18 protein-coding genes are annotated in these 22,381 nt (G+C 69.2%); 10 read left to right on the top strand and 8 right to left on the bottom strand.

All coding sequences use genetic code 11. The features are described from left to right. Positions 1–12: 12 nt before the first annotated feature. From KA711_17300 to KA711_17330, 7 genes are all read left to right on the top strand, one after another. The gene (locus KA711_17300; GenBank protein MCM0610723.1) at positions 13–2,241 is read left to right on the top strand and encodes an ABC transporter substrate-binding protein; all 2,229 of its coding nucleotides are present in this window, start codon (positions 13–15) and stop codon (positions 2,239–2,241) included. 14 nt (positions 2,242–2,255) lie between these two features. Beyond that, positions 2,256–3,239, top strand: coding sequence for an ABC transporter permease (locus tag KA711_17305; protein ID MCM0610724.1), 984 nt, complete (start codon positions 2,256–2,258; stop codon positions 3,237–3,239). A gap of 16 nt (positions 3,240–3,255) precedes the next feature. Further along, positions 3,256–4,704 carry an ABC transporter permease gene (locus tag KA711_17310; GenBank protein MCM0610725.1) on the top strand — a complete coding sequence of 483 codons (1,449 nt, stop codon included), beginning with the start codon at positions 3,256–3,258 and terminating at the stop codon, positions 4,702–4,704. Positions 4,705–4,706: 2 nt separating this feature from the next. Beyond that, positions 4,707–6,599, top strand: a complete 1,893-nt coding sequence (locus tag KA711_17315) for a dipeptide ABC transporter ATP-binding protein (GenBank protein MCM0610726.1) — start codon at positions 4,707–4,709, stop codon at positions 6,597–6,599. 264 nt (positions 6,600–6,863) lie between these two features. After that, positions 6,864–7,946: an aspartyl/asparaginyl beta-hydroxylase domain-containing protein gene (locus KA711_17320; GenBank protein ID MCM0610727.1), complete on the top strand. Its 1,083-nt coding sequence runs from the start codon at positions 6,864–6,866 to the stop codon at positions 7,944–7,946. Positions 7,947–8,192: 246 nt separating this feature from the next. Beyond that, positions 8,193–11,141, top strand: coding sequence for a TonB-dependent receptor (locus KA711_17325; protein MCM0610728.1), 2,949 nt, complete (start codon positions 8,193–8,195; stop codon positions 11,139–11,141). Between the two features lie 93 nt (positions 11,142–11,234). After that, entirely contained in the window at positions 11,235–12,521 is a 1,287-nt protein-coding gene (locus KA711_17330; GenBank protein ID MCM0610729.1) for an aspartyl/asparaginyl beta-hydroxylase domain-containing protein, read from the top strand. A gap of 73 nt (positions 12,522–12,594) precedes the next feature. On the opposite strand, the gene KA711_17335 is transcribed toward KA711_17330, so the two are convergent. The 7 genes from KA711_17335 to KA711_17365 all read right to left on the bottom strand — a co-directional run bounded on the left by KA711_17335 (position 12,595) and on the right by KA711_17365 (position 17,265). After that, the gene (locus KA711_17335; protein ID MCM0610730.1) at positions 12,595–13,353 is read right to left on the bottom strand and encodes a 3-hydroxyacyl-CoA dehydrogenase; all 759 of its coding nucleotides are present in this window, start codon (positions 13,351–13,353) and stop codon (positions 12,595–12,597) included. A gap of 28 nt (positions 13,354–13,381) precedes the next feature. Then, positions 13,382–14,038, bottom strand: a complete 657-nt coding sequence (gene adk / locus KA711_17340; protein MCM0610731.1) for an adenylate kinase — start codon at positions 14,036–14,038, stop codon at positions 13,382–13,384. Between the two features lie 104 nt (positions 14,039–14,142). Then, positions 14,143–14,907 carry a 3-deoxy-manno-octulosonate cytidylyltransferase gene (kdsB, locus tag KA711_17345; GenBank protein MCM0610732.1) on the bottom strand — a complete coding sequence of 255 codons (765 nt, stop codon included), beginning with the start codon at positions 14,905–14,907 and terminating at the stop codon, positions 14,143–14,145. Continuing rightward, the gene (locus KA711_17350; GenBank protein ID MCM0610733.1) at positions 14,904–15,125 is read right to left on the bottom strand and encodes a Trm112 family protein; all 222 of its coding nucleotides are present in this window, start codon (positions 15,123–15,125) and stop codon (positions 14,904–14,906) included. The genes kdsB and KA711_17350 overlap by 4 nt, the downstream gene beginning before the upstream one ends. Before the next feature lie 2 nt (positions 15,126–15,127). Beyond that, entirely contained in the window at positions 15,128–16,255 is a 1,128-nt protein-coding gene (locus tag KA711_17355; protein ID MCM0610734.1) for a tetraacyldisaccharide 4'-kinase, read from the bottom strand. Next, the gene (locus tag KA711_17360; GenBank protein ID MCM0610735.1) at positions 16,176–16,601 is read right to left on the bottom strand and encodes a biopolymer transporter ExbD; all 426 of its coding nucleotides are present in this window, start codon (positions 16,599–16,601) and stop codon (positions 16,176–16,178) included. The genes KA711_17355 and KA711_17360 overlap by 80 nt, the downstream gene beginning before the upstream one ends. 28 nt (positions 16,602–16,629) lie before the next feature. Beyond that, positions 16,630–17,265, bottom strand: a complete 636-nt coding sequence (locus KA711_17365; protein MCM0610736.1) for a MotA/TolQ/ExbB proton channel family protein — start codon at positions 17,263–17,265, stop codon at positions 16,630–16,632. Between the two features lie 320 nt (positions 17,266–17,585). Between KA711_17365 and xseA the strand changes: the two genes are divergently transcribed. Then, positions 17,586–18,878, top strand: a complete 1,293-nt coding sequence (gene xseA, locus KA711_17370; GenBank protein ID MCM0610737.1) for an exodeoxyribonuclease VII large subunit — start codon at positions 17,586–17,588, stop codon at positions 18,876–18,878. Positions 18,879–18,944: 66 nt separating this feature from the next. Next, positions 18,945–19,526, top strand: coding sequence for a superoxide dismutase [Fe] (locus tag KA711_17375; protein MCM0610738.1), 582 nt, complete (start codon positions 18,945–18,947; stop codon positions 19,524–19,526). A gap of 64 nt (positions 19,527–19,590) precedes the next feature. Here the strand turns inward: KA711_17375 and KA711_17380 are convergent, their stop codons facing one another. Then, complete coding sequence (locus tag KA711_17380) at positions 19,591–20,058, bottom strand: DUF192 domain-containing protein (protein MCM0610739.1); 468 nt, start codon at positions 20,056–20,058, stop codon at positions 19,591–19,593. 96 nt (positions 20,059–20,154) lie between these two features. Here KA711_17380 and cadA point away from each other — a divergent pair, with 96 nt between their 5' ends. Beyond that, the gene (gene cadA / locus KA711_17385; GenBank protein MCM0610740.1) at positions 20,155–22,380 is read left to right on the top strand and encodes a cadmium-translocating P-type ATPase; all 2,226 of its coding nucleotides are present in this window, start codon (positions 20,155–20,157) and stop codon (positions 22,378–22,380) included. The last annotated feature ends 1 nt before the right edge of the window (position 22,381 follow it).

Raw genomic sequence — 22,381 nt, forward strand, 5'->3', positions numbered from 1 at the left:
TCCTCTCGATCCATGGGGTTCCTGAGCCGACTTCGCCCACCCGCCATCGCCGCCTTGTCGCTGCTGGCAGCGGCCTGCAACAACAACCCCTGGCCCGAGGCCGATTCCAGCGGCAACACGCTGTTTTCTGCCGCCCTCCAGAACTCGCCGCGGCACCTGGACCCTACGGCCTCCTACTACAACGACGAGTCGGCCTTCACGTACCAGATCTACGAGCCTCTGTACGGCTACCACTACCTCAAGCGGCCCTTCGAGCTGGTGCCCAAGGCGGCGGCGGCCGTGGTGGAGCCGCGCTACATCGGCAAGGACGGCCGGACGCTGCCGCCCGACGCACCGGCCGAGCAGGTGGTGGAAAGTGTCTACGACGTCCCCATCAAGCGCGGCATCCGCTTCCAGCCGCACCCGGCGTTTGCGATCGACGAGCAGGGCCGCCACCGCTACCACGCCATGAAGCCCGGCGAACTGGGCAGCCGTCGCAAGCCGGGGGACTTCGAGCACCAGGGCACGCGGGAGTTGGTGGCCGAGGACTTCGTCTACGCCATCAAGCGGCATGCCACCACGCGCATCAGCGCGCCCATCTTCAGCACCTTCGCCGAGTACGTGGTCGGCCTCAAGGAATACGGCGCGCTCGTCAAGGCCGAAGACGCCCGGCTGCGGCAGGGGCTGGACCCTGCCAGTCTGGACAAACCCTTCCTCGATTTCCGTCGCTGGCCGCTGGCCGGCGCCACGGCGCCGGAGAAGCACCTGCTGCGCATCCGCATCAAGGGCCGCTATCCGCAGTGGCGCTACTGGATGCAGATGACCTTCATGGCGCCCGTGCCCTGGGAGGCCGATGCTTTCTATGCCCAGCCCGGCATGGCCGAGCGTCGGCTGACGCTGGACGTCTGGCCCGTCGGCACCGGCCCCTACATGCTGGTGGTGCACGAGAAAGACCGCCGCCATGTGATGAAGCGCAACCCGCACTACCGCGGCGAACCCTATCCCTGCGAGGGCATGCCCGGCGACCGCGAGGCCGGGCTGCTTGGCGACTGCGGCAAGCCCACGCCCTTCATCGACACGCTGGTGTCGACCGTGGAGCGCGAAGAGCTGCCGCGGCGCGCCAAGTTCCGCCAGGGCTACTACGACGTCGAGGTCTTCGAGCGCACCGACACCGGGCTGCCCTACCGGGTGGACATGCAGGACAGCGAGGACGTGCGGCGCGAGTACCTCGACAAGGGCTTCCGGCTTGCCCTCGGCTCCGACGTCAGCACCTGGACCCTGGGCTTCAACATGCTCGATCCCCAGCTCGGCGACGGCGAGCCCGGCCAGCTCAGCCCCTTGCAGCGCGAACGCAACCGCAAGCTGCGCCAGGCCCTGAGCATCGCCATCGATTGGGAGGAGTACAGCCACATCTTCCCCGAACTCGCGGGCGACGCGGCCATGGGTCCGGTGCCGCCGGGCAACTTCGGCAGCCGCGAAGGCACCGAGGCTGGTGTCAATCCGGTCACGCACACCTGGAAGGACGGCCGCGCCGTGCGCCGCCCGCTGGCGGAGGCGAGAAAGCTCATGGTCGAAGCGGGTTGGCCCGACGGCCGCCACGCCGCCACGGGCCGCCCCCTGGTGCTGAACTACGACTACTACGCCGCGCCCACGGCGACCAACAAGCCCCAGCTGGACTGGATGGTGCGCCAGTTCGCCAAGCTCGGCGTGCAGCTGGAGGTGCGTGCCACCGACAACAACCAGTTCCAGGACAAGGTGCGCAAGGGCAAGTACCAGGTGTTCTGGCAAGGCTGGCTGGCCGACTATCCCGATCCCGAGAACTTCCTCTTCCTGCTGTACGGCCCCACGGGCAAGACCCGGTACAGCGGCGAGAACACCGCCAACTACCAGAACGACGAGTACGACCGCCTGTTCACGCAGATGAAGACGCTGCCCGACGGCCCGCAGCGCCAGGCCGTGATCGACCGCATGGTGGCCATCGCGCAGCACGATGCGCCCTGGGCGATGGGCTACTTCCCTTACGTGAGCGCGGCGCACCAGCGCTGGGTGAAGAACTACAAGCCCGCCATCCTCATCCGCGACCAAGGCCGCTACCTCAAGCTCGACGTGGCCGACCGCGTGGCCGCGCAGGCGGCCTGGAACCGGCCGACCTGGTGGCCGCTGGCGGCGATCGCGGCAGCGCTGCTGGCCCTGGTGGCCGTGGCGCGCGCGCAGTTCCGCCGCCGCGAGCGCACCAACGCCCGCGGCGAGCTGCTGGGCTGAGGGCAGGGCCGGCGATGCTGCGCTTCATCCTCCGCCGCATCGGCTACGGCGCGCTCGTGCTTCTGGGCGTGAACCTGCTCACCTTCGTGCTGTTCTTCACCATCAACACGCCCGACGACATGGCGCGGCTCAATCTCGGCGGCAAACGCGTCAGCGCCGAGGCCATCGAAAAGTGGAAGGCCGAACGCGGCTACGACAAGCCGCTGTACCTGAACACCGCCGCGAGCGGCACCCGCCAGTTCACCGAAACCATCTTCTGGGAGCGCTCGGTGTCGCTGTTCGCGCTGCAGTTCGGCCGCGCCGACAGCGAGAGTGCCGGCGACATCGGCGTCGAGGTGACGCAGCGCATGGTCGTGAGCCTGCAGTTGGCGCTGCCGCTGTTCGTGCTGCAACTGCTCGCCAGCACCGCGTTTGCGCTGCTGCTGGTGATGTTCCGCGGCAGCGCGCTCGACTTCTGGGGCGTGGTGGCCTGCGTGCTGATGTTGTCGGTGTCCAGCCTGTTCTACATCATCGTCGGGCAGCTCCTGTTCTCGCGCGTGCTCATGCTGGCGCCGATCAGCGGTTACGCGCCGGGGCTCAGCGCGGTCAAGTTCCTGCTCCTGCCGGTGCTGCTGAGCCTGGTCGCGCGGCTGGGCGGCGAAGCGCGCCTGTACCGTGCGATGTTCCTCGAAGAGGTGGCCAAGGACTACGTGCGCACCGCGCGCGCCAAGGGCCTGGCCGAGCATGTGGTGCTGTATCGCCACGTGCTGCGCAACGCGCTCATCCCCATCATCACCTCGGCCGGCAGCTACCTGCCCTACGTCTTCCTGGGCAGCCTGGTGTTCGAAAGCTTCTTCGGCCTGCCGGGCCTGGGCGCCTACGTCATCGAGGCCATCAGCAAGCAGGACTTCGCCGTCGTGCGCACGATGGTCTTCGTCGGCTCGCTGCTGTACATCGCCACCTACGCGCTGATCGACATCGCCTACACCTGGGTCGATCCCCGGGTGCGGCTGAGCTGAGGCCACCGAGAAGCCGATGCCGAAGATCGTGATCCTCTGGACCGACGCCGCCGTCTGGCTGATGGTGCTGGCACTCGCCGGCTACGCCTGGAGCGTGTGCCGAACCCCCGAGAAACGCCAGCGCTGGGGCCGCGTGTTCCGCGACGGCGGCGCCCTGGCCAGCAGCATCGTGCTGGTGCTGGCCGTGGGCGTGACGCTGCTCGACAGCGTCCATTACCGCCCGCTTCTGCCGCCGGCCACAGGGGCCGAGGCCAGCGTCCCGGCCTACGACACGCGCACGCGCTCGCTGCTCGACGCGCTGCTGGCCGATCTGGTTGATGGCCGCGAGAGCACCTACTCCAAGCCCTTGTCTTACCTGGGCTTCACCAAGGAGTCGGTGGTGGTGGATGGCGAGGTGCGGCGGGTGGCGCCGCGCCTGCAGTTCGGGGGCGCGCACCTGGCCGACCCGGCCGAACAGTGGCTGCCCGACCTGGTGCGCCGCGGCTCGTGGGGGCTGGCCGGCGGCGCCCTGGGCGCGGCCTTGGCGGGGCTGCTGCTGCTGGCGGCGCTGGCGCGTGCCCGCGGCGCCTCGGTGGCCGCCACCTGGGCCGCCGTGCGCCGCCGCGAGGGCGCGGTGCCCTGGCACGTGGCCCTCGTCACGCTGACCGTGCTGGGCCTGCTCGTCGGGCCGGCCACAGCGCTGTCGGGCCCCTACCACCTGCTGGGCACCGACCTCACCGGCAACGACGTGCTCTACCAGTGCCTGAAGAGCATCCGCACGGCCTTCGTCATCGGCAGCCTGGCCACGCTGGCCACGCTGCCGCTGGCCGTGGGCCTGGGCCTGGCGGCGGGCTACTTCCGTGGCTGGGTGGACGAGGCCATCCAGTATCTCTACACCGTGCTGTCCTCGGTGCCCAACGTGCTGCTGATCGCGGCGCTGGTGCTGATGGTGCAGGTGTTCCTCGACCAGCACCCGGAGCTGTTCGAGACCGGTGCCGAGCGCGCCGACCTCAAGCTGTTCATGCTGTGCCTGGTGCTGGGCCTCACGGGCTGGGCGACGCTGGCGCGGCTGCTGCGTGCCGAGACGCTGAAGCTGCGCGAGCTGGAGTACGTGCAGGCCGCCACGGCCTTCGGCATCGGCCACGGCCGCATCCTGGCTCGGCACGTGTTCCCCAACGTCGCGCACCTGATGCTCATCGTCACGGTGCTGGAGTTCTCCTCGCTCGTGCTGTATGAGGCCGTGCTCAGCTACGTGGGCGTGGGCGTGGATCCGTCGATGAACAGCTTCGGCGGCATGATCAACCTGGCGCGCGCCGAGATGAGCCGCGACCCCGTGGTGTGGTGGAGCTTCGCCTCGGCCTTTGGCTTCATGGTGGCGCTGGTGCTGGCGGCCAACCTGTTTGCCGACGGCGTGCGCGACGCCTTCGACCCGCGCTCGCGGCTGTTCCGGGCGCGCCGCCGCGCGCCAGCCCGGCGCAAGGCCTGAGCATGCTCGACGCCCGCGAGCTCACCGTGGAACTCGAGGTCGAGGCCGGCCTTGACGGCGGTGTCGTTCGGGCGCTCGACGCGCTCACGCTCTGCATCGCCCGCGGCGAGACCTTCGCGCTGGTCGGCGAGAGCGGCTGCGGCAAGAGCATGACGGCGCTGGCCCTGATGCGGCTGCTGCCCGACAACGGCCTCGTCACCGGTGGTGATGTGCATCTGCGCGGCGCGGCCGGCGCCGCGGACATCGACCTGCTGGCCCTGCCCGAGGCCGGCATGCGCCGCGTGCGTGGCGGGCGCATCGGCATGATCTTCCAGGAGCCGGGCACCAGCCTGAACCCGGTGATGACGGTGGGCCGTCAGGTGCTGGAGGCCATCGAGGCGCACACGCCGCTGCGCGGCGAGGCGGCGCGCGCACGTGCCCTGGAGTGGCTCGCCCGCGTGGGCATCCCCGAGCCCGAGCGCCGTTTCGACGACTACCCCTTCCGCATGAGCGGCGGCCAGAAGCAGCGCGTGATGATCGCGCTGGCCCTGGCGGCCGAGCCCGACTTTCTGGTGGCCGACGAGCCCACGACGGCGCTGGACGTGACGATCCAGGCGCAGATCCTCGATCTGCTCAAGAGCCTGCAGGCCGAGCGCGGCATGGGGCTGCTGCTGATCACGCACGACCTGGCGGTGGTCAGCGGCATGGCGCACCGCGTGGCGTTGATGTACGCCGGGCAGATCGTGGAGGTGGCCCCTGCGCGCGAGTTCTTCGCGGCGCCGCGCCACCCCTACTCGCAGGCGCTGCTGCGCGCGCTGCCCTCGGCCCAAGCGCGCGGGCAGCCGCTGGCGGCCATCGCCGGCACCGTGCCGCCGCTGACACAGCGCTTCGCGGGCTGCCGCTTTGCGCCGCGCTGCGGCCTGGCTCTGCCGGATTGTGGCGAGCGGGCGCCGCGGCTCGAGCCCGTGGTGGAGGGGCATGCGCTGCGCTGCTGGCTGCCGCAGGACACGGCGTCGACGCCCACAGCAGCAGCGGGCGTGGCCGCCGCGTTGGCCGGCGCGCCGACCGCCACCCCGCCCGGCCCGGCTGCTGCGCCCCCGCTTCTGCAGGTGCGGGATCTCTCCGTGTGCTTTCCCTTGCAGCGCACCTGGCGCTCGCGCGGGGCGCGTGAGTTCCAAGCGGTCTCGGGCGTGTCGTTCGAGTTGCGCGCCGGCCGCACGCTGGCCCTGGTGGGTGAGAGCGGCTGCGGCAAAACCACCACCGGCAAGGCCCTGGTGCAGTTGCTGCGCGGCGTGGCCCGCACCGAGGGCCAAGCGCTGCTGCACCCGGCCGGCGGCGGCGCCCCTCGAGACCTGTTCACGCTGCAGGGCGAGGCGCTGCGCGCCGCGCGACGCGAGGTGCAGATCGTCTTTCAGGACCCCTTCGCGTCGCTCGATCCGCGCATGGGCGTGCGCGAGATCCTTGACGAAGGTCTGGCCGCACTGCGCCCCGAACTGGGCCAGGCGGAACGTCGCCAGCGCCTGGAGCGCCTCGTCGAGCAGGTCGGCCTGCGCCGCGACGCGCTGGACCGCTATCCGCACGAGTTCTCCGGTGGTCAACGCCAGCGCATCGCCATCGCCCGCGCCCTGGCCGTGGAGCCCCGCCTCATCGTCTGCGACGAGCCCACCTCGGCGCTGGATGTCTCGGTGCAGGCGCAAATCCTGAACCTGCTGCGCGAGCTGCAGCGCGAGCTGGGGGTGAGCTACCTCTTCATCACCCACAACATTGGGGTAGTGGAGGTGATGGCGGATGAGGTGGTGGTGATGCGGGGTGGCGCGGTGGTGGAGCAGGGTGCTTCAAGTGCCGTTCTGCTTGCACCAGGTGAGCACTACACGAGGCAGCTGCTGGCAGCCGTGCCTAGGTTGACTCGAGCCTAACGCTGTTGGGTCGGGTTGAAGGGCGCCTAAAGCCGGGAGCGTCTCCTGCGGGGCATTGCCGACAGGCCACCCAGAGAGATGCGGGCCGCGAGACGCCAGCCACACGGTCCTTGCCTACCGGGGCCCGATGAATGGACATGCTGTTAGGCTCCTACCATGCCGCAAGCTTCTGACGCTGCCGGAGCAGCTCGACTTCGCCAAGGTGTCAATGCGCTTCGCGCCGGGCGGGCCGCAGAGGCGCGAGCTCACTTCGAAAGCGTCCTCGTGGACGCGCCGGAGGATCCCACACATCACTTGGCGCTGGCCTATGCCTGCCAGGCGCTGGGCGACTCGGCAGCGGCCCTTGCATCGGCCGATCGTGTGCTGGCGCTCGCGCCCTCCAACTTGCAGGCGCTCTCTTTGAAGGCCGAGATGCTGGCTCAACAAGGGAGCGACCGTGCTGTGGACTTCTTCCAGGCGGTGCTGAAGGCTTCGGAACACATCGACGGCGAGCTTCCTGTCGAGTTCGAACGTCTCATCGCGCGGGCGCAGCAGTTCACCAGGGATTTCAATGAAGCCTTGGCCGAACGCATGCGCCACCGCATCGACACACTCACGGTGTTGGCGCGCGGGCCTGTCAGCGCCAGATTCGCACAGTCTGTCGACTTGCTTTGTGGCGCTCGTCGGCTGTATCCGTCGGCACCCCGGCTGTATCAGTTTCCAGAGCTGCCGGTGGTGCAGTTTTTCGACGTCAGTTCGTTCGAGTGGGTCGAGGAGTTCGAACTCGCGACAGACTCCATCCGCACGGAGCTCCTCGGTTTGCTGGCGCGCACGAAGGCCCCAGTGGTGCCGTATCTGCAGCACGACCCACGACGGCCACAGCTCCGTCGCGATCCTTTGGTGGGCAGTACCGACTGGGGCGCAATCTTTGTCTGGAAGGACGGCGTTCTTGTCGAAGACGTGGCCGCCAGCTGCCCGCGGACAGTCGAGGCACTGGAGCGTGTGCCGCTGGTGCGGACGCCTGGACGTTCACCGAACGTGCTCTTCTCACTGCTGCAGCCCGGCACCCACATCAAGCCTCACCATGGCTTCGTCAACACGCGCCTGATTGGCCACCTTCCAGTCATCGTGCCGCCCCACTGCGGGCTGCGCGTCGGCAACGAGGTTCATCAATGGGAGCCCGGCAAGGTCGTGTTGTTCGACGACACGATCGAGCACGAGGCCTGGAACCGCAGCGACAGCATCCGCGTCGTCCTGATCTTTGAGGTCTGGCGCCCGGAACTGACTCCTGAGGAACGGGATGCCGTGAACGCGGTGTTTCAAGGCGTCGACGAGATCCGAGGGCGCCAGGCCGGCTGGGGCATCTGATCCGGGGCCCCTGAACCGTGCCTGGTTCGTGCCGGACGCCGGGCGAGGGCTCCTCACTGTTGCGTAGGCGCGTCAGGCACTTGAGGATCGAGGGTTGGCCCCGCAGCGCGCGAGGGCATGCCACGAAACAATCAGGGTTCCGCACGGCGTCGCCGCTCCGTCGCCGGTCTTCAGTCGTTGCGTGGCACATCTCTTGCTTGCGCAGCGGGTGGCAACTTCATCTTGTATAGGCTCAGGAGAATGCAAATGTTCAAGAGAACCAGGGTCTGCACCGCCGTTCTGGCGGCTGTGGGCAGCGGGCTGCTTTCGGGCCACGTGTTGGCACAACAGGCCACCGGCGAGCGCGTCGAGATCACCGGCTCGCGCATCAAGTCGCTCAACGTCGAGTCCGCCAGCCCCATCACGGTCATCGACGCCAAGGAGATCAAGCAGGACGGCGTTCGCAACGTCGAGAACTTCCTCAACAACCTGCCGCAGGTGTTTGCTGCCCAGGCGGGCACGGTTTCAAACGGTTCCACTGGCACGGCGTCGGTGAACCTACGCGGCCTCGGCGAAGGTCGCACGCTGGTTCTTGTGAACGGTCGCCGGCTGCCCATGGGCAGCGCCAACACGACAGCGGCCGACTTGAACCAGATCCCAGCGGCGCTGGTTCGCCGGGTGGAACTGCTCACTGGCGGCGCATCCGCTGTCTATGGTTCAGATGCGGTGGCCGGCGTGGTGAACTTCATCATGAACGACCGTTTCGAAGGGGTACAGGCCGAGCTCAGCCACAGCTTCTTCAACCACGGTCAGCAGAACCCGAGTGCCAACGGTGGCACCCTGGGCGTTCAGGACGTGTTGCGGACGCGTGCCTTATCGAATCCCAGTGAATTCAAGGTCCCGGGCGACAAGAGTGCCGACGGCAAGTCGACGAACTTCAGCCTGCTGCTCGGCGGTAACTTTGACGGCGGCAAGGGCAACGCCACTGTCTTCATCAACTACAAGAAGGATGACGCGCTGCTGCAGTCGGAGCGCGACTTCAGCGCCTGTACCTTCGGCACGGGTGCCGTCAACTTTGCGTGCGGTGGCTCGGGCACGAATGCCACCGGCCGGATCACCAATCTGGATAACGGCAATGTCTTTACCGTAGGCTCAGACGGCAATGCCCGGCCGTTTGCCAACGCGACCGATCAGTACAACTTCGGCCCGCTCAACTATTTCCAGCGGCCGTCTGAGCGTTACGGCTTCAACGCCTTTGCCAATTACCAGGTGCATCCCAACGCACGGGTCTACAGCGAGTTCAGCTTCCACGACGACCAGACCGTCGCGCAGATTGCCCCGGGCGGGGTGTTTGGCAACGTCGTCACCGTTCGAGGCGATAACCCGCTGCTGAACGCAAGTTGGCTTACGGCCCTTGGCCTGACTCCGGGTAGTGCCACGTCTACCCGGGACGTGGTGGTGCAGCGCCGTAACGTCGAAGGCGGAGGCCGGCAGTCGGAGTTCCGCAACACGTCGTTCCGGACGCTGCTGGGTGTCAAGGGCGACGTGGGTGCGTTCAGCTACGACGCCTACGCCATCGAGTCGAAGGTGATTTACGCGCAGAGCGAAGCCAACTACTTCCTCGACAGCCGCATCGAGCAGGCGCTCACCGTGGTGCCAGACGGGTCCGGCGGCGTCCAGTGTGCCGATGCCGGCGCACGGGCTGCGGGCTGTGTCCCGTACAACGTCTGGCAGCGCGGCGGCGTCAATGCTGCGCAGTTGGCCTATCTGCAGACCCCTGGATTCCGCAAAGGCGGTACCACCTTGAAGGTGGCCGGGCTGTCGGTTTCGGCTGACCTCGCCGATTTCGGCATCAAGTCGCCGATGGCCAAGAACGGCATCGGCGTGTCGGTTGGTTTTGAGCGGCGCGCCGAGTCCATGACCCTTCAAACCGACCAGAACACCACCGAAGGCTCGCTCTCCGGTTCTGGTGGCCCGACTCAGCCGCTTTCTGGTGAACAGTCAGTGGTCGAGACCTTTGCCGAAGTTCGGCTGCCGTTCATCGAAGGCAAGCCTGGCGCCGATTTGCTCGAAGCCACGCTGAGCGCGCGTACTTCTTCCTACAAGTCGGGTTTCGACGCCAACACCTACGGTGTGGGCTTCCAATACGCCCCGATCCGCCAGGTGCGGGTGCGCGGCGGCTATCAACGCGCCGTGCGGGCTCCCAACCTGATCGAGCTGTACACGGCTTCGGGTAATGCCCTGTTCGACCTGACCGATCCGGGCGATCCTTGCGAAGGCAAGACGCCGACCCGAACGGCAGCCGAGTGCGCCCGCACGGGCGTGACCGCTGCCCAATACGGCAACATCCCTGACAACCCGACCAGCCAGTTCCAGTTTCTGCAAGGCGGTAACGTCAACCTGAAGCCGGAAACGGCTGACAGCGTCACCTTTGGCCTGGTGTTGCAGCCGATGCGCGACCTCACCGTCAGCATCGACTATTTCGACATCAAGGTCGACGACACGATCGATTCGGTTGATCCGGGGACGACCCTGAACAAGTGTCTGTCGACCGGCAATCCGACCTTCTGTAACCTGGTTACCCGCGACCAAGCCGGCACGCTCTGGCTGTTGCCAGCAGGGCGAATCGAAGGCCGCAACTCCAACCTGGGTACGCTGCGCACGTCAGGGCTGGACCTCGCGCTCAGCTACAACCAGCGGATCGGTGCCGTGGGCAGCATCGGCGTAACTGCAAGTGCCACTTTCCTCGACAGGTACGAAGTCGAGGAAATCAAGGGTGACGGCACCTACGACTGCGTGGGCTACTACGGCCCGAACCTGTGCGGCTCTCCGAACCCGAAGCGTCGCCACAAGATGCGCCTGAGCTGGGCGACCCCTTGGGACGTCGAGCTGGCCGCCACCTGGCGCTACTTCTCGGCGGTGTCGCACCAGGCGCTCAGTGGACAGCCGGCCTTGAACGGCACGAAGGACGGTGGCGCGCTGATCAACGTGAACGCTCCTGACCGGGTGCTCAACGCGCGCAATTACATCGACCTGGCCTTGTCGTGGAACATCATCAAGGGATGGAACCTGACCGCCGGCGTCAATAACGTGCTCGACAAGGACCCGCCGCTGACGTCGCAGCTGCCCACCGGCCAGGGCAACGGCAACACCTTCCCGACAGTCTATGACGCGCTCGGACGTAAGGTGTTCTTGACCACGACGTACAAGTTCTGATCGACTGCCGATCAGCCAGCTTGCAAGTCATGACGGGCCTTCGGGCCCGTCTTTTTCTTTCTGATCACACAAGCCTCTGCGGTCCGCCCGAACATGGAATCGCCAACTCAGGCTCTTGAACGAGATGCGCGCCTGCTTGCTCAGCGTGGTGATCTCGAAGGCGCGGCCAGGGCCTGGCTCCGCGTGCTCGAACAACGCCCTGACAACGCCGACGCACATGGTCAGCTTGGCGAGATCTTTCTGCGCCAAGGTCGGCTTGCAGAAGCCCAGCACCACTTCCAGCGTGCCGCCGATCTGGCACCCATGCAGGCGCAGACCTGGATCAATCTCGCGCTGGTCCATCGGCAGGCCGAGAACGCCGACGCCGAAGAACAAGCGCTGTTCAGGGCACTCAGCGTCGACCCCTATGACGTGCTGGCCCTGGTGCTTCGCGGCATGCTGTTTGAGCGCACAGCACGTCCAGGTGAGGCAGCAAGGGCCTACGGCGCCGCAGCGGCCATTGTTCCCGATCCTCAGCGCCTGTCGCCCGACTTGCGTGCAGCGGTGGCGCACGGCATTCGCTTCTGCGAAGACCACCAGCACAGCATGGCGCGGCACCTGGACGACAGACTGGACCGCGTCCTTGCGGGTCAGGACTCGCGAACCAGCCAACGATTCAGAGAGTCCGTCGACCTGTTGCTCGGCCGAAAGCGTCGCTACGAATCAGCGCCCATGCGCTACTTCATGCCGGGGCTGCCAGCCATCCCGTTCTTCGACCGATCCTACTTCCCGTGGCTGGAGGCCGTCGAGGCACAGACCGATCAGATCCGCGCGGAGTTCCTCGCCGTTCTGCAGTCCGACCGTCCCGACATCCAACCCTACATCCAGTACGCAGCCGATCAGCCGATCGCGCAGTGGTCTCAACTCAACCACAACCCGGACTGGAGTGCTTACCACTTGATCCAGAACGGCGTGGTCGTCGATTCAGCCGCCGAGCGCTGCCCCGTCACGATCGCGGCCGTGCAGGCCACGCCCCAGCCCCTTCAAGAAGGGCGCACGCCCGTGGCGATGTTCTCGATGCTGAAGCCGAAGACACGCATCCCGCCGCATGTCGGTGCGAGCAATGCGCGCGTCATCGTGCACTTGCCGCTCATCGTGCCCTCAGGCTGCCACTACCGGGTCGGCAATGACATCAGGCAGTGGCGGGAAGGTCATGCCTGGGTTTTTGACGACACGATCGAGCACGAAGCCATCAACGACAGCGCACATCTCAGAGCCATCCTGATCTTCGACACCTGGAACCCGCTGCTCTCGCTTGAAGAGCGCGAGATGATCACGGCACTGAACCGCTTCTTGAACGAGTTCTCGGGTGCCGAGAGGCCTACCGGCTACGACGCCTGAGCGGGTGGTGTGTCAATTCGGCTTGGTTGCATGCCGCGGCTCGGCACGGGCGCGCCGAAGCTGATGGAGCGGCTCACTTCGGCGCCAACCGTATCGCCCCATCCAGCCGTATCACCTCGCCATTGAGCATGTCGTTCTCGACGATGTGCTTCACCAACTTGGCGTAGTCGGCTGGCGTTCCCAGGCGGCTGGGGAAGGGCACGCTGGCGGCGAGCGCATCCTGCACCTCCTGCGGCATGCCAAAGAGCATGGGCGTGCCGAAGATGCCGGGCGCGATGGTCATGTTGCGGATGCCGTTGCGCGCCAGGTCGCGGGCGATGGGCAGCGTCATGCCCACCACGCCGCCCTTGCTGGCGCTGTAGGCGGCCTGGCCGATCTGCCCGTCGTAGGCGGCCACGCTGGCCGTGCTGATGAGCACGCCGCGCTCGCCGGTGGGCTCGGGCTCGTTTTTCGCCATCGCCTCGGCGGCGAGGCGGATCATGTTGAAGCTGCCGATCAGGTTGACGCTGATGATCTTGGCAAACAGGGCCAGCGCGTGCGCGCCGTCCTTGCCCACCGTCTTGCTCGCGGTGGCGATGCCGGCACAGTTGACCAGCCCCATCAGCTTGCCCAGCTTCAGCGCCGCGGCCACGGCGGCCTGGCCGTCGGCTTCGGCGCTGACGTCGCACTTGACGAACACGCCGCCGACCTCTGCAGCGACCTTCTCGCCCTTTTCGGCGTTCATGTCGGCCACGACGACCTTGCCGCCGCTGGCTGCCAGCAGCCGCGCCGTGCCCTCGCCCAGGCCCGAGGCGGCGCCAGTGACGATGAAGACCTTGCCCTTGATGTCCATGGTGTTGAAGGAGTGGGAGGTGGATGAGTCAGGTGCCCAGGGCCGCCATCACGCGGGCCGTGATCTCGTCGACGCTGCCCGTGCCGCCGATGCGGGTGTAGCGCGGCGCGCCGGCTTCACCGGAGGCGGCCCAGCCGGCGTAGTAGCCGACCAGCGGCCGCGTCTGGCTCTGGTAGACCTGCAGCCGCTTGCGCACGGTCTCTTCCTGGTCGTCGTCGCGCTGGATCAACGGTTCGCCGGTCACGTCGTCCAGGCCCTCGGCCTTGGGCGGGTTGAACTTCACGTGGTAGGTGCGGCCCGATGGCAGGTGGGCACGACGGCCGCTCATGCGTTCGATGATCGCGGCGTCTGGGACGTCGATCTCCACGACGTGATCCAGCTTCACCCCGGCGGCCTTCATGGCATCGGCCTGCGGGATGGTGCGCGGGAAACCGTCGAACAGGAAGCCGTTGGCGCAGTCGGCCTGCGCGATGCGCTCCTTGACCAGGCCGATGATGATGTCGTCGCTGACGAGGCCGCCGCTGTCCATCACCTGCTTGGCCGCCAGGCCCAGCGGCGTGCCGGCCTTGACGGCGGCCCGCAGCATGTCGCCGGTGCTGATCTGGGGAATGCCGAAATGCCGGCAGATGAAGGTGGCTTGTGTGCCTTTGCCGGCGCCCGGAGCGCCCAGGAGGATCAATCTCATCGCGTTCCTCGTTCGATGTTGTCGTGCGCCGGTCTCCTCGAATCGAGAATAGCACGCAGCCCCTCGCACCCCGCTGACGCGCGACCTGACGCGACCACTCGGGGCTATCCCGCGCTGAAATGGGCCCGCACGCGCTCGAGATCGGCCGGGGTGTCCACGCCAGGCCCGGGCCCGTGCTCGGCCACGTGCACGGCGATGCGGTGGCCGTGCCAGAGCACGCGCAGCTGCTCGAGCGCCTCAGCCTGCTCGACCGGTGCGGGCGGCAGGGCCGGGAAGGCCCGCAAGAAGCCGGCGCGATAGGCGTACAGCCCCAGGTGGCGCAGAGGCCGCGGGTGGCGTGGCGGTGCGCCGCCGCCGTCGCGCCACCAGGGCAGCGGGGCGCGGCTGAAGTACAGCGCGCGCGCGGCGGCGTCGAGCACGACCTTCACGACATGGGGATTGGTGAACTCGGCATCGTCGGCCAGTGGATGCGCGGCGGTGGCCATCACGCAATCATCGCGTTGCGGCAGCAGCCGGGCCACAGCCAGCACCAGCGCCGGGTCGATCAGCGGTTCGTCGCCCTGCACGTTGACGACGATGTCGTTGCCGTTCAGGCCCAGATGCGCGCAGGCCTCGGCGAGGCGGTCACTGCCGCTGGGGTGGTCGACCCGCGTGAGCAGCGCCTGCACGCCGTGGGCGGCGCACGCGCTGGCGATCTCGGCATCGTCGCAGGCCACCACCACGGCGCGTGCACCGGCCAAGCCCGCCACACGCTGGGCCACGCGCACCACCATCGGCCGGCCGGCGATGTCGGCCAAGGGCTTGCGCGGCAGCCGCGTGCTGGCCAGCCGTGCCGGGATCAGCACGGTGTAGGGCGTCTCCGTCGTCATGAGGCAGCCGGGTCGCCCGCCACCGGGGCCTCGGCGGCCGGGCTGTCCAGCGGCGTGGCCTCGCTCTCCAGCATCACCGGGATGCCGTCGCGGATGGGGTAGGCCAGCCGGTCGGCCGGGCAGGCCAGGTCGAGCGGGCGCAGCTCCGGATCGCGGCGCAGTTGCAGCGGCCCTTTGCAGACGGGGCAGACCAGCAATTCGATCAGGCGATGGTCCAGGCTCATGGCATCCAGTCGTTCGCAGGGCGGGGGCCGAAGAGATCGGCATGCAGCGCATCGATCAGCTTTTCGGGCACGTCCAAGTCTAGCGGCAGCACCCACACCGGCCTCGCGCCGACGCGGGCCGGGTCGAGCTTGACGGCGTCCTTCTCCGTCACGAGCACGTCCGGCCCCAGGCTCGGCCAGGGTCGGGTGGCGTAGTCGTGGTGGTCGGGCAGGGGCAGTGCCTCGAAGTGCAGGCCGGCCTCGCGCAGCATGGTGAAGAACTTTTCGGGTGCCGCCAGCCCGGCGGCGGCCAGGAGCGGCCGTCCCTGCAGCGTGGACAGCGGCACGGCTGCGGCGGCATCGCCCGCGTGCCAGGCCGCCAGCGGCCAGGCCAGGCCGAGCCGCCGCCGGGCACAAGCCCCGTCCAGCGTGGTGCTGGGCGCGCCTGCCGTGTAGAGCACGTGCCGGCTCCCAGGCCACCGGGCGGGCATCGGCTCGCGCAGCGGCCCGGCGGGCAGCAGGCGCCCGTTGCCGATGCCGCGCTCGTCGAACACCACCAGCTCAGCTTGGCGGGGCAGGGCGTGGTGCTGAAGGCCGTCGTCGGCCACGATCACGTCGACATCCGGGTGCGCCTGCCGCAGGGCTCGCGCTGCGGCCACTCGGTCGCGGCCCACAAAAACCGGCACGCTGCAACGGCGCGCCAGCAGCAGCGGCTCGTCGCCCACATCGCCAGGGTCGCTTCCCCACGACACGGCGCGGGGCGCCGAACCCGCACGCCCATGCCCGCGCGAGACGACGCCCGGCCGGTGGCCGCGCCGGACCAGCGCCGCCACGACGGCGATGACGGTCGGTGTCTTGCCGGCACCGCCCACCACCAGGTTGCCAACCACGAGCACCGGCACCGGCAGCGCTGCCGGACCTGCAGCCCGGCGTGCGTCGCGGCGTTGCAGCACCCCGTACAGCGCTGCCAGCGGCGTCAGCACACGGGCAGCCAGGCCGGGCCGCGGCGCCCACCAGATGCGGCGGAAACAGCCCTCGAGCGCGCGCCGCACGCTGCAGCGCGCGTCAGCGCGACGTGGTGCCCGCGGTCTGCGCCGCGAACGTGAGCCGCGACAGTCCGGCGCGGCGTGCGGCGTCGAGCACATTGACCACCGACTGGTGGGCCGCCAAGGCATCGGCCGAGACGATGACGACCGTTTCGGGCCGCCCTTGCGCAGCGCCGGCCAGCGCGGCGGTGAGCGCCTCGATGCTGCGGCCATCCACGGGAAGCCTGTTGACGGTGTAGCGGCCGTCCACGGCCACGGCCACGACGATCTCCTCGGGCCGGTCGCTCAGGGGCTCGGCGTCCGCCGACGGCAGATTGATCTGCAACTCCGTGAAGCGCGAGTAGGTGGTCGACAGCATCAGAAAGATCAGCACCACCAGCAGCACGTCGATGAACGGGATCAGGTTGATCTCCGGTTCCTCTGGGCGACGGCGGCCGAACTTCATGCGGAGGCGGGGCGCTGCAAGCGGGGCATCAGCCGGCCTGGACGGTGAAGCGCATCAGGTGCGGTACCAGGCGCTCGGCGGCAAGTTCCATCGCCAGTTCGTACTCTTCGACGCGGCGGCGGAAGTAACGGTACACCATCAGCGCGGGGATCGCGATGATCAGCCCGAAGGCGGTGTTGTACAGCGCGATCGAGATGCCGTGCGCCAACTGCTGCGGGTTGCCCGCGGCGCCGGCGGTGGGCGCCTGGGAGCCGAAGATCTCGATCATGCCGATGACAGTGCCCAGCAGGCCCAGCAGAGGCGCTGCCGACGCGATGGTGCCCAACGCGTTCAGATAGCGCTCCAGGCCGCCGACGGCTGCCCGGCCGGCGTTTTCGAGTTGTTGCCGAAGTGCGGTCTCGGTGATGCGCGGATCGGCGATCACGCTGCGCAAGCCCGCAGCGAGCACGCGCCCCAGCACAGAGTTCTCGGCGAGCTTGCCGACGACCTCGGCCGACGGCAGGCCGGCCCGGGTGAAGCCCAGCACTTCGTCCAGCAGCTTGGGTGGCGCCACTTGCGACGTCCGCAGGCTGTAGGAGCGCTCGATGATGAGCGCGAGCGCGACGACCGAGCACAGGATCAGGGGCCAGATCGGCCAACCAGCGGCTTGTATGATGGACAGCAAGGGTCTCTCGTCTCTCGCGCGGTCGGGCGCAGGGGCTGGGCAGGGCAGGTCGGCGGATTATGGCCGATGCCTCCGCAGACTTCGGCGCGGCGAGCCGGGTCCGCCGGCTGTCCACGCCTTCTGTGGATAAAGCAGTGGGCAAGGTCGGGGTGCCCGCTGCAAGTGGCTGTCGCAGCGAGGCCGCGATCCCGTTGCCGCATGTTTGAGCACCCGAAAATCCATGCACATCAAGCACTTACAAATGCACGGCAAGCTGCTGGTGGGGCATGCCGGCCACTCCCCCTGGGGGCCTCGCGCTGTGGACATCAGGGTTGCCCCGCATGGCTGAGACCCCACTGCGCGCACCCTGGGGCGTGGCCGCGCTCCTGCTGGCCACCGCGGATGCGCTGGCCGCGCGCTTCGGGGCCGTGGCCGTGCGCGGCGAGCTCTCGGGCCTGGCGCGGGCCGCCAGCGGGCACGTTTACTTCTCGCTGAAAGACGCCGATGGCGCCCCGGCGCTGTTGCGCTGTGCGATGTTCCGCCGCGCCGCCACGCTGCTGGACTTTGCGCCGGCCGACGGGCAGCAGGTCGAGCTGCGCGGCCGTCTGGGCGTTTACGAGGCCCGCGGCGAACTGCAGATGGTGGTGGAGTCCATGCGCCGGGTGGGCGAGGGCGCGCTGTTCGAGGAGTTCCTGCGCCGCCGTGCGCGGCTGGCCGCGGAAGGGCTTTTCGACGAGGCGCGCAAGCGCCCGCTGCCGGCGCATCCACGGGTGCTGGGTGTGATCACCTCGCTGGCCGCCGCGGCGCTGCGCGACGTGCTGGCGGCGCTGCAGCGGCGGGCACCGCAGGTGCGCGTGGTCATCTACCCCGCGCCGGTGCAGGGCGCCGATGCACCGGCGGCCCTGGTGAGTGCGCTGGCCGCCGCCGCAGTCCGCGCAGAGGTCGACGTGCTGCTGCTGGTGCGTGGCGGCGGCTCGCTTGAGGACCTGTGGGCCTTCAACGACGAGCGTTTGGTGCGCGCCATCGCGGCCAGTCCGCTGCCGGTGGTGTGTGGCGTGGGCCATGAGTCCGACGTGACCCTGGCCGACCTGGTGGCCGACCTGCGGGCGCCCACGCCGACGGCCGCCGCCGAGCTGGCCGCGCCGGCACTGGCCGGGCTGCAGACGCAGCTCGAGGGCCGCGCCGAGCGAGCCCTCCGCGCCAGAGATCGGCACTTGCAGCAGCAGGGCCAGCGTCTGGACACGCTGGCCGTGCGCCTGGGCACGCCCGCCCGGGCGCTGGCCGCGCAGCGGCACTCGCTGCAAGCGCGCGCGCTGCGGCTGAACCGCGCGCCGCTGCTCACGCTCCAGCAGCACCGCGAGGCGCTGCGCCGTCGCGGCGACCAGGCCGTGCGTGCGCTGCGCGAACGGCTGGCCACCGAGCCGCTGCGCCTGGCCGCCACCGCCGCGCGCCTGCAGGCCCAGGACCCGGCACGCGTGCTCAAACGCGGCTACGCCTGGGTGCAGACGCTCGACGGCCGCCCGGTGGTGTCGGTGGCCGGGCTGCGCGCCGGCCAGGCTGTGCGCGCCACCTGGGCCGACGGCATGGCCGAGGCCGAGCTGCTGCGCATCGAAGCCCTGCCGCCGCCCCGCTGAAGGGCGCGCTGCCTACAATCGCGCCCCGTTCGAGTCCTGCCACCCTTGAGGAAGCCACACCCCGCCATGGAACACACCCTGCCGCCGCTGCCCTATGCCATCGACGCCCTGGCCCCGCACTACAGCCGGGAGACGCTGGAGTTCCACCACGGCAAGCACCACAACGCCTACGTGGTGAACCTGAACAACCTGCAAAAGGGCACCGAGTTCGAGAGCATGGCGCTCGAAGACATCGTCAAGAAGAGCGCCGGCGGCGTCTACAACAACGCCGCGCAGATCTGGAACCACACCTTCTTCTGGCACTGCATGAAGCCGGCCGGCGGTGGCGAGCCCGCTGGCGCGCTGGCCGCGGCCATCAGTGCCAAGTGGGGCAGCTATGCCGCGTTCCGTGAGGCCTTCGTCAAGAGCGCCGTCGGCAACTTCGGCAGCGGCTGGACCTGGCTCGTCAAGAAGGCCGACGGCAGCGTCGACATCGTCAACATGGGCGCCGCCGGCACCCCGCTGACCACCGGCGACACCGCGCTGCTGACGGTCGACGTGTGGGAACACGCCTACTACATCGACTACCGCAACATGCGCCCCAAGTTCGTCGAAACCTTCCTCGACAAGCTCGTGAACTGGGAGTTCGCGCAGAAGAACTTCGGCTGAAGCCGGGCCGGGCGGCGCCGCGATGAGGGTCCTGCTCGTCCAGGACGCGGCCCGGCGCCCGTTGCTATTGCCGGAAAGGAGCGCCTTTGATGCGCGCGCCCGGCTTGATGCCGCGCTTGGTGAACCAGCCTTGGTTCATCTCGAGCGCAAAGCGCACCGGCCGTGCTGAGCAGTGCGACTGCTCGGACCGCGGCTGCATGTCGGCGATGTTGACGACCGTGCCGTCGTCATCGATGAACGCGATGCTCAGCGGCAGCAGCGTGTTGCGCATCCAGAAACAGCGCACGCCGGGCTCGTCGTTGACGAACAGCATGCCCTCGTGGGGGCCCATCGTCGTGCGGAACATCATGCCGGTGGCCTGCTGCTGGGGCGTGACGGCCAACTCTGCCTGCACCACGTGCAGACCGATGGTCAGCGGCGTGGTCGGCAGCTTGGGCTGCGGGCCGGTCTGGGCAGCGGCCGGGGCCGCCGCCAGCAGGGCCAGTGTGGCCAGCAGGGGGGGCAGCATGTGCAGTCGCTTGATCAAGGTCATGGGGCAGGGTGGGGCAGGCCGATAGATTATGGTGTGGCCGTCTCCGTTCCAACTTCCCCCGACGCTTTGCACGGCAGCGGCGTCGTCGACGATCCCCTGGAGTTCGGTCGCTTCACGCGATGGGTCAGCGGCCCGGCGGGAGAACGGCTTGCCGAGAGCTCGCTGCAGCTGGCCGGCATGCACTGCGCCGCCTGCGCCGGCCTGATCGAGAACGCGCTGGCGCGGGTGGACGGCGTCTCGGCGGCGCAGGTCAGCGCCGCCAGCGAACGCGCCAGCGTCACCTGGGACCCGCAGCGCACGCGGCCTTCAGCGCTGATCGCCGCCGTGCGCCGCGCCGGCTACGACGCCGTGCCCGACGCCGCCGCGCCGGCGCGCGAGCTGCGCCGCCGCGAGGCCCGCCAGGCCCTGTGGCGCCTGTTCGTGGCGGGCTTCTGCGCCATGCAGGTGATGATGTTCGCCTGGCCCAGCTACGTGGCGGCGCCCGGTGAGCTGAGCGCCGAGATGCAGCGTCTGCTCAATTGGGGCAGTTGGGTGCTGACGTTGCCGGTGATGGCCTTCTCGGCCACGCCGTTCTTCGCGGGTGCCTGGCGCTCGTTGCGCAACGGGGTGGCCGGACGGGGCCGGCTGTTCGACCCGCGCGCCATCGGCATGGATGTGCCGGTGGCCCTGGGTCTGCTCATCACCTTCGTCGCCAGCACCGGGGCCACTGTCGACCCTGCCGGTCCTTTCGGGCACGAGGTCTACTTCGATTCGCTCACGATGTTCGTCGGCTTCCTGCTCGGCGCGCGCTGGCTGGAGCTCCAGGCCCGCGGCCGTGCGGCCGAACAGCTCGAGCGGGCCATGGCGCGCCTGCCCGAGACGGCCTGGCGCGTCGGTGCCGATGGTGGCGTCACGCCGGTCAGCACGCTGCGGCTGCATGTTGGTGACCTGGTGCGTGTGCCGCTGGGGCAGGCCTTCCCGGCCGACGGCGTGCTGCAGGAGGGCCGGACCGAGGCCGACGAGTCGCTGCTCACCGGCGAGTCCACGCCCGTGGCCAAGGTGGCGGGCAGCCCCGTGGTGGCCGGCAGCCTGAACGTCGGCGCGCCGGTGCTGGTGCGCGTGGAGCGCATTGGCGGTGACACGCGGCTGGAAGGCATCGTCTCGATGATGAAGAGCGCGCTGGCGCAGCGGCCGGCGGCCGCGCGTCTGGCCGACCGCTGGGCGCCACCCTTCTTGTGGACGGTGCTGCTGCTGGCGGCCGGCGGCGCCGCGACGTGGAGCCTGATCGATCCGTCGCGCGCCATCTGGGTGGCGGTGTCGGTGCTGATCGTGACCTGCCCGTGCGCCCTGTCGCTGGCGGCGCCGGCCACGCTGGTGGCGGCGGCGCGGGGCATGGCGCGCGAGGGCGTGCTGCTGCAGCGGCTGGACGCCATCGAGGTGCTGGCCCGGGCGCGCCAGGTGGTGTTCGACAAGACCGGTACGCTCACCGAGGACCGGCCCACGCTGGCTGCGATGCGGCCGCTGGCGGTGACGGTGTTGGACGGGGCCACGTTGCGGCGGCATGCGGCGGCGCTGGCCGGCTGGTCGCAGCACCCGCTGTCGCGCGCGCTGGTGGCGGCGCTGGGCGAGACCGGACAACCCACTTCCGGCGGTGGCCTCACAGACCTTCGCGAGCGAGCGGGCGCGGGGGTCGAGGGCCGCGACGGGCAGGGTCGCGTCTGGCGCCTGGGCTCCGCCCGCTGGGCGGCGGGCCTCGCCAGTGACGACGCGGTGGTGCTGGCCTGCGACGGCCAGGCCCTGGCGGCGTTCGACTTCGACGAGACGCTGCGCGAGGGTGCGGCCGAGGCGGTGGCGCAGCTCCAGGCGGCGGGCGTGGCGGTCACGCTGCTCAGCGGCGACCGCGCAGCGCGTGCCCGGGCGCTGGCCGCGCGGCTGGGCATCGAGCGTGTCGAGGCCGAGGCCACGCCCGAGGCCAAGCTGGCGATGCTGAGCGCGCTGCAGGCCACCCAGGGACCGGTCGTCATGGTGGGTGACGGCATCAACGACGCCCCGGTGCTGGCGCGCGCCGATGCCTCGCTGGCCATGGGCCAGGGCGCCCTGGTGGCGCGCGCGCAGGCCGACGCCGTGGTCACGTCCAGCCGCCTGATCGACCTCGTGCGCGCGCGCGAGCGCGCACGCCGAGCCGTGGTCATCGTGCGGCAGAACCTCGTGCTGTCGGCGGTCTACAACGCCACCTGCATCCCGCTTGCACTGGTGGGCTGGCTGCCGCCCTGGGCCGCCGGCCTGGGCATGGCCGTGAGTTCGCTGGTGGTGATCCTCAACGCCCAGCGCGCCGCGCGCTGAA

Source organism: Ideonella sp. WA131b, assembly GCA_023657425.1.
Classification (GTDB): domain Bacteria; phylum Pseudomonadota; class Gammaproteobacteria; order Burkholderiales; family Burkholderiaceae_C; genus Rubrivivax.